The sequence below is a fragment of the Streptomyces sp. NPDC048419 genome, assembly GCF_043200415.1.
Taxonomy (GTDB): domain Bacteria; phylum Actinomycetota; class Actinomycetes; order Streptomycetales; family Streptomycetaceae; genus Streptomyces.
The window spans coordinates 1-14,244 of sequence record NZ_JBICXT010000023.1; the positions used below are offsets into that span (position 1 = coordinate 1).

Annotated in this window: 14 protein-coding genes and 1 pseudogene; 10 read left to right on the forward strand and 5 right to left on the reverse strand. The window is 64.6% G+C overall.

What is annotated here, in order from left to right; all coding sequences use genetic code 11:
• Positions 1-470: 470 nt before the first annotated feature.
• Positions 471-1,547, forward strand: coding sequence for an IS110 family transposase (locus ACGFYN_RS35700; RefSeq protein WP_393870212.1), 1,077 nt, complete (start codon positions 471-473; stop codon positions 1,545-1,547).
• Here ACGFYN_RS35700 and ACGFYN_RS35705 read toward each other — a convergent pair.
• Together ACGFYN_RS35705 and ACGFYN_RS35710 are read right to left on the reverse strand one after the other, a co-directional pair.
• Positions 1,480-1,917 (reverse strand): transposase, encoded by a 438-nt coding sequence (locus ACGFYN_RS35705; RefSeq protein WP_393870100.1) that lies wholly within the window; start codon positions 1,915-1,917, stop codon positions 1,480-1,482. The genes ACGFYN_RS35700 and ACGFYN_RS35705 overlap by 68 nt on opposite strands.
• Before the next feature lie 705 nt (positions 1,918-2,622).
• Entirely contained in the window at positions 2,623-3,954 is a 1,332-nt protein-coding gene (locus ACGFYN_RS35710; protein WP_393870101.1) for a putative adhesin, read from the reverse strand.
• Positions 3,955-4,103: 149 nt separating this feature from the next.
• On the opposite strand from ACGFYN_RS35710, the gene ACGFYN_RS35715 reads away from it, so the two are divergent.
• The 3 genes and pseudogenes from ACGFYN_RS35715 (at position 4,104) to ACGFYN_RS35725 (ending at position 6,211) form a co-directional block, all read left to right on the forward strand.
• On the forward strand, positions 4,104-4,235 hold the full coding sequence (locus ACGFYN_RS35715; RefSeq protein ID WP_393870102.1) for a helix-turn-helix domain-containing protein: 132 nt from the start codon (positions 4,104-4,106) through the stop codon (positions 4,233-4,235).
• Positions 4,236-4,245: 10 nt separating this feature from the next.
• A pseudogene (locus ACGFYN_RS35720) lies at positions 4,246-4,995 on the forward strand (tyrosine-type recombinase/integrase); the annotation flags it as partial.
• Between the two features lie 652 nt (positions 4,996-5,647).
• Complete coding sequence (locus ACGFYN_RS35725) at positions 5,648-6,211, forward strand: hypothetical protein (RefSeq protein ID WP_393870103.1); 564 nt, start codon at positions 5,648-5,650, stop codon at positions 6,209-6,211.
• Between the two features lie 684 nt (positions 6,212-6,895).
• Here ACGFYN_RS35725 and ACGFYN_RS35730 read toward each other — a convergent pair.
• Positions 6,896-8,455, reverse strand: a complete 1,560-nt coding sequence (locus ACGFYN_RS35730) for a sugar transferase (RefSeq protein WP_393870104.1) — start codon at positions 8,453-8,455, stop codon at positions 6,896-6,898.
• A gap of 852 nt (positions 8,456-9,307) precedes the next feature.
• On the opposite strand from ACGFYN_RS35730, the gene ACGFYN_RS35735 reads away from it, so the two are divergent.
• Both ACGFYN_RS35735 and ACGFYN_RS35740 read left to right on the forward strand, forming a co-directional pair.
• Entirely contained in the window at positions 9,308-9,745 is a 438-nt protein-coding gene (locus tag ACGFYN_RS35735; protein ID WP_393870105.1) for a GntR family transcriptional regulator, read from the forward strand.
• 29 nt (positions 9,746-9,774) lie between these two features.
• Positions 9,775-10,338, forward strand: coding sequence for an HD domain-containing protein (locus ACGFYN_RS35740; RefSeq protein ID WP_393870106.1), 564 nt, complete (start codon positions 9,775-9,777; stop codon positions 10,336-10,338).
• On the opposite strand, the gene ACGFYN_RS35745 is transcribed toward ACGFYN_RS35740, so the two are convergent.
• Positions 10,331-10,804 carry an NUDIX domain-containing protein gene (locus tag ACGFYN_RS35745; protein ID WP_393870107.1) on the reverse strand — a complete coding sequence of 158 codons (474 nt, stop codon included), beginning with the start codon at positions 10,802-10,804 and terminating at the stop codon, positions 10,331-10,333. The genes ACGFYN_RS35740 and ACGFYN_RS35745 overlap by 8 nt on opposite strands.
• Positions 10,801-11,547 (reverse strand): helix-turn-helix domain-containing protein, encoded by a 747-nt coding sequence (locus tag ACGFYN_RS35750; RefSeq protein WP_393870108.1) that lies wholly within the window; start codon positions 11,545-11,547, stop codon positions 10,801-10,803. The genes ACGFYN_RS35745 and ACGFYN_RS35750 overlap by 4 nt, the downstream gene beginning before the upstream one ends.
• Positions 11,548-11,873: 326 nt before the next feature.
• Here ACGFYN_RS35750 and ACGFYN_RS35755 point away from each other — a divergent pair, with 326 nt between their 5' ends.
• The 4 genes from ACGFYN_RS35755 to ACGFYN_RS35770 are packed head-to-tail and all read left to right on the forward strand — an operon-like array spanning position 11,874 to position 14,195.
• Complete coding sequence (locus ACGFYN_RS35755) at positions 11,874-12,173, forward strand: hypothetical protein (RefSeq protein WP_393870109.1); 300 nt, start codon at positions 11,874-11,876, stop codon at positions 12,171-12,173.
• Entirely contained in the window at positions 12,170-13,165 is a 996-nt protein-coding gene (locus ACGFYN_RS35760) for a DUF2637 domain-containing protein (RefSeq protein WP_393870110.1), read from the forward strand. Before ACGFYN_RS35755 ends, ACGFYN_RS35760 begins: the two co-directional genes overlap by 4 nt.
• Complete coding sequence (locus tag ACGFYN_RS35765) at positions 13,162-13,812, forward strand: GGDEF domain-containing protein (RefSeq protein WP_393870111.1); 651 nt, start codon at positions 13,162-13,164, stop codon at positions 13,810-13,812. The genes ACGFYN_RS35760 and ACGFYN_RS35765 overlap by 4 nt, the downstream gene beginning before the upstream one ends.
• The gene (locus ACGFYN_RS35770; protein WP_393870112.1) at positions 13,812-14,195 is read left to right on the forward strand and encodes an RRQRL motif-containing zinc-binding protein; all 384 of its coding nucleotides are present in this window, start codon (positions 13,812-13,814) and stop codon (positions 14,193-14,195) included. The genes ACGFYN_RS35765 and ACGFYN_RS35770 overlap by 1 nt, the downstream gene beginning before the upstream one ends.
• The last annotated feature ends 49 nt before the right edge of the window (positions 14,196-14,244 follow it).

The following is a 14,244-nucleotide window of genomic DNA, read 5'->3' on the forward strand; positions in this document are numbered from 1 at the left end:
CGTTATGCAGACCTGCCGCCCGCGAGCGGCCGGGCGTTGCGCCGGGCCGGGCGGTAGTCGGACCTCTCATCAGCGTCTCCAACGGCGCCTCTCGGGCCCGGTGGCACCACCCCCCAGGTCATCGGTTCGACAGGGGGGACCAGCCATGCCGGGCCCGGAGGCCAGCGGCCCTCTTGCAGGACCGCGAAGAAGATAACTGTGATAGTCGAGCTGCGGCCCGGGATGGGTTGCTGCCAGGCTGGCGCCGACGTTCCGGCATGACCCACAAGGTAATTGGCGGCTCGTCAGAGCTTGCCGTGCCCCCGAGATGTCTGCCGGACGTCGGCGTCGGCCTGGCCCACCTCGTTGGCTTGATCAGCAGCTTGTCCGCCATTTCGACGTGACTCATCACAGTTCTGCCGCGCGGTGACTCCACCCAGGCCGACGCCAACCACGGCCGTCCGTCCTTGAAGGAGTACAACCGCGTGACCATGCTCGCAGAACAGGTCGACGGCGTCATCGGCGTCGATACCCACCGCGACACCCTCGCTGCCGCGGCCGTCAACCCCTTCGGCGCCGTCCTGGCCAGCACCGATGCCTCGGCCAACGCCCGCGGCTGTCGCCGCCTGCTCGACTTCGCGCGCAAGCACACCCCCGGGAGCCGTTGTTGGGCACTGGAAGGTATCGGCAGCTACGGCGCTGGTCTGGCCACCTTCCTCGACCAGGCCGGCGAGCGGGTCGTGGAGGTCTGCCGCCCCAAGCGGCCCGCTGTCCGGGGCGGCCGCAAGACCGACAGGATCGACGCCATCCGAGCTGCCAAGGAAGCGCTCTCCACCGATCACCTGATCCAGCCCCGGCTCCGCGGCGAACGCGAGGCCCTGCGTGTCCTACTCGCCACCCGCCACGGAGCGGTCCTCGCCTCCACCGCCGCGATTAACCAGCTCAAGGCGCTGATCGTGTCCGCCCCCGACGACCTCCGCGCCGAACTGCGGAAACTTAAGCGCCCGGCCCAGGTCACGCGTTGCGCGCAATTGTGCGACCGCCTGGCCCACGGCATCGAGCACCGCATGACCGCGCGGGCACTGCGTTCCACCGCCCAGCGCATCCAGGCCCTTCAGGCCGAGGCCAAGGCGCTCGAGAACGAGATTCTCGGGCTCATACGGCAGCTGGCGCCGGAACTACTTGGCCTGCTCGGTGTCGGTCCCATCACCGCCGCTCAGATCCTGGTCAGCTGGTCCCACCCCGGCCGGTTCCGATCCGAGGCGGCCTTCGCCTCCTTCGTCGGCGTCTCGCCGATTGCCGCGTCCTCGGGATTGACCAACCGCCACCGAATCAACGGCAGCGGTGACCGGCAGCTCAACCGGGCCCTACACACCATCACGCTGATCCGGATGCGGCTGGACCCTGCCACGAAGAGCTACGTCGCCCGTCGAGTGGCTGAGGGCAAGACCTCCCGTGACGCACAGCGCTGCCTCAAGCGTGCCATCTCTCGACAGCTCTTCAAGATCCTTGAACGCTCCGACCGGACTGGCAAGAGCTCACTTGAAGAACTGCCCCAAGTGGCTTGACGCGATATAGCAGCCTCGGGGGGAGGGGGGACACGCCGTGCACGTATGCCTCCATGATGACGGCGTAGAGGACCTGGTCGATCCGGCGCCGTCGCTCCAGCAGGGAGGGAAAGAAGCTGCCGGTGCGGACCTTGGGGATCTCCAGGTCCAGATCGCCGGCCAGCGTGGTGAGCACCCTCTCGCGGTGTCCGTTGCGGATGTTGATCCGGGTCGGCGTGTGCTCGTTCCACCCGGCGCCGATATGGGCACTCGCCTCGGCCTCGATCGGCTCCTGCACCAGCCGCTCCGCGATGGCGCGGATCAGCTCGCTTCCGTCCGTCGAGCGTAGTGACTCCAGCAGCCGTATCAGCTCAGACTGGGACAGGGCCATCGTGCACTCCTCGTGGTTGAACTGGGCTTTCACCAAGGAGAGTTACGCGGTGGCCCACCCCCTGTTCAGGGAGCGGTACTCACTCATGGAAGTGCGCCCCGGGCAAACGCCCGCGCACTCCCGGCCGCTGATCCCGTACACCACGACAAGGGACACCATCCCCCACCCAGCCTGTGGCTTCGTCTGAACTCGACATGGTTGGGGGACATCTGGGGGAAACAGCCTCTGGTGCCGTCGCAGCGGAGCGCAAGCAACTCGAGCACTGGGTTGCCCAACACACCCGCGGCGCACGGACCGCGCGGAAGGCCGCCTGCTACCTCGTCCACCGTGAGCAGTCAATGCCACCGTTACGGATGGCACCCTGCCTCCGTGGAATTAGATGAATGTGAGCGTGTTCGCCTGTTTTGCCCGGCGCCGGTGCCACAATTCGCGCCAACGTTTGCGCGGTCTCACTCAAGTCGAAGTAGTCCGTCACGTACCTTTTCGGCACCACCAGGAAGCGCCCTGGGATACCGGATATGCATCCAGTAAAGCCATGGTTGTCCCGAAGTCGCGGACATCCTCAGCATCGCTGAGCACGATGCGGCAGAACGTGGCAGAAAGCGGTCGTGGCGCTCACCCCACCTGTTACGGTTAGGAGTGTGATTCCTGCCAGGATGTCCTACTTAGCGAAACGGAAGAATATCGCTTTCGAACGCCCCCGATCTACTTCTCCCTCGCCGTTAGTTCAAGTGCCTCATTGTACCAGCTTGCAAATTGCGGATCTCCAATCATGGACCACTTCCTAGGTCCAGGCATTCGTTCAAAGAGACTCAAGGCGAGCACCACATCCGTTTTGCCAGTCTCCATGATCTGGTTCATGAGGTACCCATATGTCGCCTCAAGATCACTGCCTTCAAGTCGCTCCTTGACCCCTCCGCCGCCGAAGCAGGTAGCGATATAGAGATCCTCGACGCCATAGTAAGTGCTCAGCAGCCCGGTGCAAGTATGAAACGGCTGTTGGCAGCCTTCCTGATCACTGCAGAGGGCTGTTTCATACTCAAGCCACCGCACCCTCCCAGAGTTTGACCTAATACCGCGTATATCTACCACGTTAGTCAGCGCAAGCGTCTCCAATTCCCGCTCAAGTTCGCTATCTGGAGCGAACGTCATGTTGGGAATTTCCGCCCCCGGCCTAAAGGTTATATTAGCCTCAATGGCGCCGGGGTTGGCTGCGATGAGAATGGCGTCCCACGCCCCTAGCGTCTTGCCTGGATCGACAAAAGTATGGACCTTCATGCTGTGCGGGACGAATGTGTATGCCCCGGGGGGGCTGTCATTCCCATGCCCCATGAGCGTGACCTTTGGTTCAGTCATCTTTTCCGGTATTTGTATGACTCCAGTCCGTGCGTCATTTGCCTTGTATATCTCAGTGCATGTGGGGCATTGCGCAATGATTGTTGAGGATGAGGGTTCTTCATTCAAGCAGCCTGTACGATAGTGCATCATGTGGAGGGTTGTCTCGTGTCGAATACTGACAACCAGTTCCTCGGTGACGAACTTCTCGCCGCAAATCAGGCAGGTTTCCGGAATGCTAATGGTTACCGGCGCTTCTTGCTGGAGTTCAGGTGTACTTTCGGATCGTGCAACGATACTCGACCTCCGCCGCTTTTCTTTGGCTTGCACCATCTTTTGCTCTTCCTCTTCCAAGGTGAGAAATTCTTCGACCCTTTCATCTTCCTTATAATTAAAGAGTGCCTTCTTGTCCTCGATTCTAGACAGGAAGGATGCCCACTCTTTACGCATTTGCTCGAGCTCTTCCCGCGAAAGTCGACCAAGGTCGCCACTCTTGAGCATTTCTTGAATTTCTGAAGCGATACCTTCCTTGACGCTCTCCTCAATTTGAGTCCGTGACAGTCGTTTCCGTTCCGTCCTGGGAGGCGTGGAGCCGCTCGTCGTGGAGGGCGTGGAGCCGCTCGTCGTGGAGGGCGTGGAGCCGCTCGTCGTGGGCGGTTCCGCGGATTCTGTTCGGGGAGTAGTCGGTTGGTCCTCAGACATGACGTCCCTCTCCTCTAATGGAGGCGTCCTCTCTTAATGGTAGGTTCAAACGGCTAACTCGCATCACGGGAGAGCAGGGACGGCTTAAGGAAACGAGCGGCCGCTGCTCCCACCGCAAACATCAGGTTTGCGCCCCGAGCAAACACGTAATGACGTGGAGCTCACGGGTCGCCTCGCTGCGCGAACGCGGCCTGACGATCGGCGAGACAGCCAGCCTGCTCTGCCGGGCACCGTCGACGGTCAGCCGGGAACTGCGGAGTAGCAGCCGCCCGCAGGCCTAGAGGGGTGGTGTTGCCCTCCAACCCGCTGAGCCGGGTGAAGCGTAAGCGGGGGAAGCGCGCCGTGCAGGAAGTCGACCGCCGGGTGGTGGTCAACCCTCGGCAGGCGCGGGAACTGCTGGCGGCGGTGACGTACGTCGGTGGCTACGAACGGGCGAGTGGTCGACGGCTTCGGGCGTTCTTCGGCTGCCTGTACTACGCGGCCATGCGGCCCGGTGAGGCGCTGGGCGTGCGTCTGTTGGACTGCGCGCTCCCGGAGAAGGGATGGGGCCGGATCGACCTGGCCGAGACTCGGCCAACCGCCGGGAAGGCGTGGACCGACTCCGGTGAGGCGCACGATCGGCGCGGTCTGAAGCAGCGGGCAGACGGTGAGGTGCGCATCGTGCCGATACCGCCTCCGCTCGTGCATCTGCTTCAGGATCACATCAAGGAGTTCGGCACGGCGACGGACGGTCGGCTGTTCTCCAGCGAGCGAGGCAACGTCATCGCCGCGTCGTCGTACTCGCGCGCGTGGAAGCAGGCCCGTGCCCTAGCCTTCCCGCCCGAACAGGTCGCCTCGGTCCTGGCGGCTCGCCCCTACGACCTCCGGCACGCGGGCGTCTCCCAGTGGCTCAACTCGGGCGTTCCCGCTCCGGCGGTCGCGGCCCGCGCCGGCCACTCGGTCGACGTGCTGCTCAAGATCTATGCGAAGTGCATCGACGGCCAGGAGCAGGAGATGAACGACCGGATTCTGAAGGGTCTGGGGGACGGGGACACGAAGGACTCGGACGGTTCACACACCACTCACGCAAAGCCCCGGGTCACTCCGGGGCTTTCGTCGTGTCGGAGGTGTGTCGGGGAGCTACGCTCGCGGAGTCGGAAACGGTCGCTGAGCTGCTGAAAGCCAGCGAAGGTCATTACGTGGTCATTACGTGATCACTGTCATGGGGCTGCTCCCGACGGCATCCAGCTGCGCATACGCGAAGACCCCGGCCTCAGCGTTTCCGCTGGTGACGGGGTCTTTGGACACCTCATACAGGGTGCCCCCGGCAGGATTCGAACCTGCGCACACGGCTCCGGAGCACAATCAGAGTTTGGCTTGTGAATCGGCTCCGACCAGTAGTTTCCTTGATCGCGAGAGGTGTGTGATGCCCCCGTGTATCGCAGATAGTGCGAAGTCGGAAGTCGCCTCCGGCTCCTACGACTCTTGCCCGGCTGCGCCGGGAGCTCACTCTTCTCGTTGGTGGCCCCTCCCTGGCGAGTGCGACCACAGGAGCCGGGGTATGGCTGTACCACCCAGAGGGCCCCGAGGGTGGTACAGCCGGTTTGTGCAGTCCTCGCCGCCACCCGCCCCCATTAGGAGGCCGTGCAGTTTGGGCCCCCACTATCCGATCCAGGTAGCGGGGGTCCGATGGAACTGCTGACAAACTTGCTCCATGGATGCTGGACTTGCAGGGCTCCTAGGGGGAGTCATCGGAGCGGCCGTTGGCGCAGTGGGCGCCATTGCCTCGGCCGTCATAACCGGTAACAAGGGAGAACGGCTGGCGCGGCTACAGATAGAGGCTCAACTAGCACAAGCTGAATTGCAGGCCCGAACGAACTATGCGCAGCAGCAGGCAAGCACTCGCCGAGAGGCTCACGTCAACTTGCTGGAGCGGCTCGACAAAACGCTCAGTTTGATGCATCTGGATCCACGTACCACTAGCATGGTCGTTGATCGCGCTATAGCCCAGCAGCTGACCAGTGAGCTGTTTACTGGATTTGAGATCGCTAAGACGTTGGCAACTACAGCTCTGGTAGTCGGTCCTGGGGACGCAAGTTCAAAATCAGTGAGGGCGGTCTCTGAAACCGACCGGGTCGTAGCTTTCTGGATGCTCTACTTCGCTGGAGTCCTGGAGGACGCGCCTCAGCAGTCAGAGTGGGATGCTCTCCAGCATAAGGTCAGAGAGGCGCGGAATGCTAGGCGACCGGACCTAGTTGCTGGAGAGGGGTCAATCTAGGTTCTCAATCATCGTGACTTGGAGTGGTGGAACTTCAGGTGGTTGCCTGCACGCATGAGCGGACAGCCCGTACAGCCCGGACAGTTGTCCTTAACCCTGTCCGGTTCGTTTTCGCAGTTCAAGAGGCTAACCGGACAGCCGGACAGCGCGGACACCGTAAGAACGGTCCCATCAGTCCAGGACAGCCTGGACACCGGCACTTTGAGCTATCCGGGCTGTCCGTGTAGGTGAGTGGCGTAACCGGACAGTCGAAGAGGTGGGACACCTTTCTCGGAGTTGGACGGCTGAGGGCAGTCTGTCCGACAGTTGCCCTCCGGTCTCCGCAGGTTGGAGCAGGTAGCGGGACAACCGAGTCGCAGGTACGCCAGCGGGGACACTGCGTCGGAGCCGTGTCGTGAGGGGTGGCCGTCTCCGTAGCTGTGGCAGATCGCTTTTTGGCGATGGTCATTTGAGCCAGGCGCCAAGGGGAGGGGTTCGGTAGTCGCCTCTGCTCCTACGCCCATTGAGAGGTTGGCTGCGTCGGCAGTCTGTACACCACGGGGGGTTTACAGCCGTCTGTGACCGGACAACTCGGGGACCGGTGCTTTAACCTGTCGGGTGGCTTGTGCAGGTGAGAGGCGCAACCGGACAGTCGGGCAGACGCGACACGTGGCGCCGGCCAGCCGGGCGAGTGGGGCACAGGGGTTAGTACGCCCCCGTTCCTCGCACCACTGCGGACCCGGTGCGCAGCAGGATCGACAGGTCTAGGGCCATCGACCAGTTGTCTACGTAGTAGAGATCGAGCCGGATCGCCTCGTCCCAAGGCAGGTCGGAGCGTCCGCTGACCTGCCACAGTCCGGTGAGGCCGGGTTTGACGAGCAGCCGGCGCTTGGCGTCCGGCGTGTACCGCTCGACCTCCTCGGGCAGTGCCGGTCGCGGGCCGACGAGTGACATGTTGCCCTTGACCACATTGATCAGCTGCGGCAGTTCGTCCAGCGAGCTGCGCCGCAGGAATGAGCCGACTCGGGTGATCCGCGGGTCCTTCTTCAGCTTGAACAACCAACCGTCGCTGCTTTCGTTGTGGTCGGCCAGCTCCGCGCGGAGCGCTTCTGAATTCACCCGCGTGGTGCGGAACTTGAGCATGGTGAAGTGGTCGCCGTAGCGGCCCACCCGCCGCTGTCTGAAGAGCGCCGGGCCGAAGCTGTCCAGCCGCACGATCAGGGCGATCAGCAGCATTGGCGGCGAAAGCAGCAGCAGGAGGCACGTGGCAAGGAAGCGGTCCAGCATCTCTTTGGGCAGTCGGGAGAACCGGGAGACGTTCGGCGCGCGTACCCGTACCAGCGCCACCCCGTTGGTGGTTCGTAGCTCCAGCCGGGAGGCGGGCACATTGGCCAGCGCGGGGGCCAGCAGGAGGTCTACACCCTGTGCGGCCGCGGTCCAGGTCATCCGGCGCAGGGCGGCGGCATCGAGCTTAGGGTTGGGCAGCACCACCATGGTGCTAATGCCTAGGGCCCGGATGACGTCGTTCACTCTGTCGACGCCGCCGAGGAAGGGAAGTCCCAACCGGTGTATCTCAGCGGCGTTCTCCGGATCGCTCAGGCAGACGCCTCCGACCTGGAGTTCGTGCTCACCGCCGCGCCGCAGCGCGGAGGCCATGTCCGCGATGCCTCGCGCCGGTCCGACCAGGAGTGTCGTGCTGCGGTCCCGGCCCTGCGCCCATCGCCTCTGCCTCTGCCTCTGCAGAATCACGTCTGCCGCATAAGAGAGGAGCACTCCCGACCACAATGGGATTACGATCGAATCGACGCTTATGTCGAGTCTGAAAAGAGCGCTTGCTAGGCTTACCAGTGCGGTAAGGATAAGTCCATCAATGAGCATGGAGCCGAATCGATTATCCTCGCCCGCAGTCTGAAAAAAATACCTACGGCGCGTCAATCGCACCAGAATCCAGGCCACGCTTAGAAGCCCGGCATACGGCTGATCTGGTCGTTTAAGTATGATGCCAGGAATTGCCATGCCCGCCCAATCGGCATATACCACCCCGATCCTATATATCCACCGTTTGTGATCTTTTTTGGGGTGTGTGACGTCCGTATCTGGCGCCTCTGTGCGATCAAACGCTTCTCTGCTTTCTCCGCCTACCCCTACGGATACCAATACGGGCGCAGGCGCAGGCGCAGGCGCTGGCTGCGGCTCAGGTGGTGAATATCCGGTCTGGACAGGAACCCCCAAAAGGCCTGCGAGGACCCGTCGGGGAAGGTTCATTCTGTCCGGCGACGGGGTAACTGGCGCCGGTGGGGAGGAGGCTTCGAGTAGACCGGAAAGGACCCGTTGGGTAATTCGCCCATTACTCACTGGCCGTCCTCCCGGTGACTTCGGCACTGCTGCGAGGACTGGAGCGCCCCTCCGTTGAAGGATCTCCGACCGCGTCAGCTACTTGAGGAATGTTGCCCAGTTGAGCCAGAAGAGATGGAGCCGAGAAGCCGAGAGCTACCGCTGCTGCCACGCCGCTAATAGATCCACTGGCGCCAAATGCCAAAGCAGTGACCGAGCCAAGAAGTGTCCGGAAGAACGTCATCCAGAAGTGGGCTGGAATATCTAGATACACTCTCATCGAAGGAGGTTTTGCCCGTATTCTGCCACTTTGCAGCTTTCGTGATTCCTGCCAACGCGCAAGGCAGTTGAAGATCGAAAGCAGCTCGACCAGGGCGCCACCTGTAGCACCCAGCAGGGCATACTCCCACCACTTCATATTGCCCCCCACCCACCGTTCAGACAGCCTGTCAGTGCTGCAACTGACTATGCGCGAGGCAAGAATAGGTTGCTGGGGCTACTTATGTACCCGTTTCGATGGCCAGAGTGCCGTGCGCCGATGTGCGAAGTCGGAAGTCGCCTCCGGCTCCTGCGCCTATTGAGAGGCTGGCTTCGCCGACGGGCTGTAACCCCCTGAGTGTTACAGCCGGCCCGTGACCGGACAGCCCGGACGCCGGTACTTCGAGCTGTCCGGGTTGTCTATGCAGGTGAGGGGCGTAATCGGACAGCCGGACAGCCGGGACACGACACCTGCACGACTTCGCATGGGAAGCTGGAGTGCGACGGAGTCTGAAGGAGGAATGCGTGCCCAGCCCCAGCCCACGCGGGACGTATCAGGTGGTCTCTCAGACGTTGCGCGACCGGATCGTTGCTGGGGACTACGTGGACGGGCTGCCGTCCGAGGCTGAGATCGGGCGCGAGTTCGGCGTAGCCCGTTCGACGGTGCGGCGCGCTCTTCGGGCCCTCGAAGAATCGGGGGACATCAAGACCGTCGCCGGCGTTGGCCGTAGTGTCGCCGGGGGCGTGGAGGCCGCGCCGTACGAGCGGATCATGGCGGACCTGTTGGAACGGATCCGGAAAGGTGACCTGCCTGCCGGCGCGCGTCTTCCGAGTGAAGCGGCCCTTGTTGAGAAGTACGGGGTGTCTCGCGGCACCGTCCGGCGCGCCGTGCGCGAGCTAGAGACGGCTGGCCACGTCGAAGCGCGGCATGGGATCGGCCGGTTCGTCAGTTCTCCCTCCTGAACTCTCGATTGCCTCGGAGGCAGTGGAAGATGCAGCTGGCCAAGTGGGCCCATGACCTTGCTGAGTCGCTCTTGGCCGACAGCTTGCCGCGGCGGTGGGCTCACTCTCAGGGGGTTTACTCCCAGGCGCTGACCCTGGCGCCGACGCTGGACAGCGGGGACGCAGAGCTGTTGGCGGCCGCCGCCATTGCCCATGATGTTGGGTATGCCCAGGTTGCCGTGGACACCGGGCAACACATGATCGACGGGGCGCGATACCTACGCGACGTCGCTGGGGCAGACCCTCGGCTCTGCAGCATCGTGGCCTTCCACACCTCCTCCTCCTGGGAGGCGTCCGAACTCGGGCTGGAGGATGCGCTCAACGAGTTCGGGCCGGCGGAACCTCAGCTGGTGGACGCCATCACCTATTGCGACTTGACCAGTAACCCGGCCGGGGACCCGGTGGACCCTGTCGAGAGGCTCACAGAAGTCCTGGAGCGATACGGTCCCGAGCACGTCGTGTTCCGGGCGGTATCCGCTGCCCGGCCCGAACTCATCGCGAGGGTGGCTCGGGTACGGCAGCGTGCCGAGGCGGCGGGAGCGAACGTCAGCTGATCAGAGGAACCTCGGAGTCACGGAACCCTTGCTCAAGACGTTGGCGCGTGGTCGGCGAGATGTCGAGAGAGTCCAGCTCCGCCTTGGGGACCCACCGAACCGCGAAGGACTCTGAACTGACCTTGATCTCGCCGCTGACCTTGCGAGCCCGGAAGCAGAGCGAAAATTCCTGGCGCACCTCTCCGTCTGCAAACGCGATGACGTGTCCGGGGTCGGTGAAGACTCCCACCAGGCCGATCACTTCGACCTGAATCCCTGTTTCCTCCAGGACCTCCCGGACAACGGTCCCCGCGATGTTCTCCCCGACCTCCTGAACGCCTCCTGGCATGCCCCAGCGACCGTTGTCCGAACGCCGCTCAAGAAGCACTTCACCAGCGTCGTTCACGACGAACGCGGTGACCGCGGGCACGATGCTGTTGGCCTTGGGCGCGGCGGGATCGTTGAAGTAGTCGGTACGGCGACTCATGAGGACCCTTCGATGGGGACAGCTTCCGACCACACCTTCTCGAAGCTCATCTGATACGTCGAGACCAACTCGGCACCGGCGACGCGGCGAAGGTGGAGCACCGGGGCCAAGGGCGCGCTCACCCCGTACACCTGCGTGTTGACCAACCACTCGTCATCGGAGCGGTAGAGCGAGTTGTGAAGAGTGGACCGGTGCATGCGGAACTCGATGCCCGGAACCGAGTACAACGGCCGGTAGAGCTTCATTACCTCCCGCACCTTGAACGCAACGCCCTCGCCGATCTCCTCCTCTTCGCCGCGGCGCTGGATCTCTGGACTTTCGGGATCGCCTAGCAGGATGCGGGCGCGTACGCCGGACGACGCCTTCAGCCGCAGTAGCTGGGGCCACCGAGGGTTCTCGGCCAGGAACACGCCCGCGTGGACGAGCACGCCGATTTCTCGCTCTGCCCGGCCGAAGAGCTGCAACCAAAGTTCCGGTGGGACGTACGAACGGTGTGGGTACACCTTCAGGACTTCAGCGTCGGCCGCGTCCTGGCGCTGACCGTCAGGAAGACCGTCCGGCCAGAAGTACGTCTCGTCTTCCCGTAGCAGTGCGGCGATGGCCAGACGGTGCCGGCGGTACGGCGCGCGCGCCTGAGTGATCCAGCGCTCGACGGTCTTCGGGTCCACCCCGATGTGGGTCGCCATGGCGTCGACCGTGATGCCGTGCGTGAGCATCGACGATCGTAGGCGCTCGTTCGCCACACCAACTCCCAGGGACGTCTAGGGACCTACACGACCCTCCGAACGCTAACGAGGACGTCCCAACTCGTCCAGGGACGTGGTCACTTCGTCCCGCCCTCTCGCGGCAACCTGATGGCACGTCGCAGAGCGACCCGACAACAGCGAAGAACTTGACAGCCGTAATAGGACACGCCACTGTGAGATACACGTTCAAGCGTGTATCGCAACGGTGAACGGGGCAGCCGTGGCTGTCCTGAGCTGCACGACCACTGCCCGGCAGCGGGACTCCCCAGCAAGGTCGCCCGCCGCCGCGGTTCTCCCTGTTCCTTCGACTCAGGAGAACGTCTATGCACACGTATATCGGCCGTCAACAGGCCGTCTCCGCTGAAGACTTCGTGGAGTTGGCCCTTGGTACCCCGGTTGAGCTATGGCTCGGGGCCGAGGGCGAGACGGATGAAGAGCGCGCAGCCCGCATGGATGCGGCGCGCGACATCCTCGCCGACCCCGAGTACCGCAGCCTGCCGGACGACGTGGCCCGCATCGCCGCTGAGGTGATCGAGGCGCACGCCCCGGAGCTCTTCAACGTCGTCCCGTTGGCACGCCAGACCGGCCGCCGTTGGTTCTCCCGGAAGGGAGCGGCGGCATGACGACCGCAACCGAGATGGCGCGGTCGGCGGTGCCGCCGCTGACGAAGCCAGAGACGGGCCTTGCCGGACTGGGCGCACTCGCCGCGGCCGGCGTCGGCGCCCTGGGACTGATCGCCTCCTTCGACGCGGTCTCCTCTGCAGCCACCCGCTGGGGATTCGGCGCCCCATGGATGCTGCCGGTCGGTATCGACGTGGCCATCCCCGTGTTCACGGTGGCCAACTTGCTGCTGATCCGGATGGACATGGCGTTGACGTGGGTGCGCTTCGTGCCCTGGGTGCTGACGCTGGTCACCTGCGGATTGAACGTCGCCGCCGGGCATTCACTGTGGGCGCAGGTGGCCCACGGCACGATGCCGCTGCTGTGGGTGGTGTTCGCCGAGATCGGCGCCCACGTCTACGCCGTCCGCATCGGCGCTGTCACCGGCCGGCGGATGGAGAAAGTGCGGTTCTCCCGCTGGATGCTCGCCCCGATATCGACCTTCGCCCTGTGGCGGCGGATGACGCTGTGGGAGATCACCTCTTACTCCGAGGCGCTGAAGCGCGAGCGTGAGCGGCAGTTGGCCCGCGCCCGGCTGCGCGAGCGGCACGGACGTCGGTGGCGGTCGCAGACACCGCGCCCGGAACGGGTCCTGTTGAAGCTGGGCGAACTGGCCCCGGCCAGTGAGGACATGCCGCCCGCGCCGCCGCAGCCGATGACCGAGCGGAAGCCGGAGGCACCCAAGACGCCGCGCAAGCGGCAGGCCAGCGCCAAGGGCAAGGCAAAGACCGTCAAGGCGCCACGGACCTCGGCGGAACTGCTCACCGAGGCGCGCGAGGTCACAGCCGACTGGGCCGATGACGCAATCAACGCGGAAGCCATCCGAACCACGCTGCACTGCTCAGCTGCCAACTCCCGCGTGCTGCGTGACCAGTTGCTCGGCGACCGGTCCGAGGGGCGCCGCCTGCACTCCATCGACGGTGACGACAACGGGACCCAGGGGGCGGCGGCATGAACACTCTGCTGACCATGCTCGCCGCAGCGGCTCCGGTCGCCTCCGGCTGGACGGCCCACACGCTGTGGCTGCGGCGGCGCCTGAACGTCGCCCGCCGTGACCCGCTCACCGGACTACGGACACGCGAGGCGTTCACCCGCCGCGCCACCGCCCTGCTCAGGGACCCGCGCGCGGTCGTGGTCCTGGCCGACGTCGACCGCTTCAAGCAGATCAACGACACCTTCGGCCATGCGGCCGGCGACACGCTCCTCAAGGCCACCGCGGACCGGCTCGCCCACCACGTCGGCCGCTCCGGCGTGGCCGGACGGCTCGGAGGCGATGAGTTCGCCGCCATCCTGATCGACGACCACGACACCGCGGCCGATCTGCTCACCGTGCTGCACGGCGTGCTCGCCCGCCCGGTCGACGGCCAGGACCCGGCCGCACGCACCACGGTCTCGCTGGGCTGGGTACGGGCTGCGGACTTCCCGGGCGAGGACCTGTCCGGGCTGCTGCGGAGGGCCGATGAGGCGATGTACGCGGCCAAGCAGGCACGCGCCGGGGCGCGCCGGGCGGGGCTGGGGCTGCTGTTCGCCACGGTCACCGGACGGCGCGCCGGACGCGCCGGCACCCGGATTGCTGCTCCGGCCGGGGGAGTGGCCGCCTGATGTTCGCCTACGCCAAGTACTTTGACCCGTCTGGCGCCCGGTTCGGAGTCCCCACCTTCCCGTGGCGGTTCGCCCCGGACGGCTACGCCACCCGTCGGCAGCTGCGTGCGTCTGGACTCCGGCCCGGCGGACAGCCGGTCTCTGCCCAGGTCATGCGCCGCCACCGCGGCCGCAAGGCGGGTGTGCAGGTCGCCTACCTCTACCGCGTCGACCGCGCGAAGCCGGTCCGGCCGATGACCTCCCGCAAGTGGGGTGCGCTGGCCCTGGCGATGCTCGCTCGCCGCACCTGCCCCAAGTGCCAGATCACGTACGGCTACTGCATCCCGACCTCGCTCGGGACGTGCGTCCTCTGCGCCTACCCCGAGGAACAGCGCGCCGCCTGAACACCCAGTTCGGGGCCCGGTCTCAACCGACCAAAGCAGCGGCCGGGCC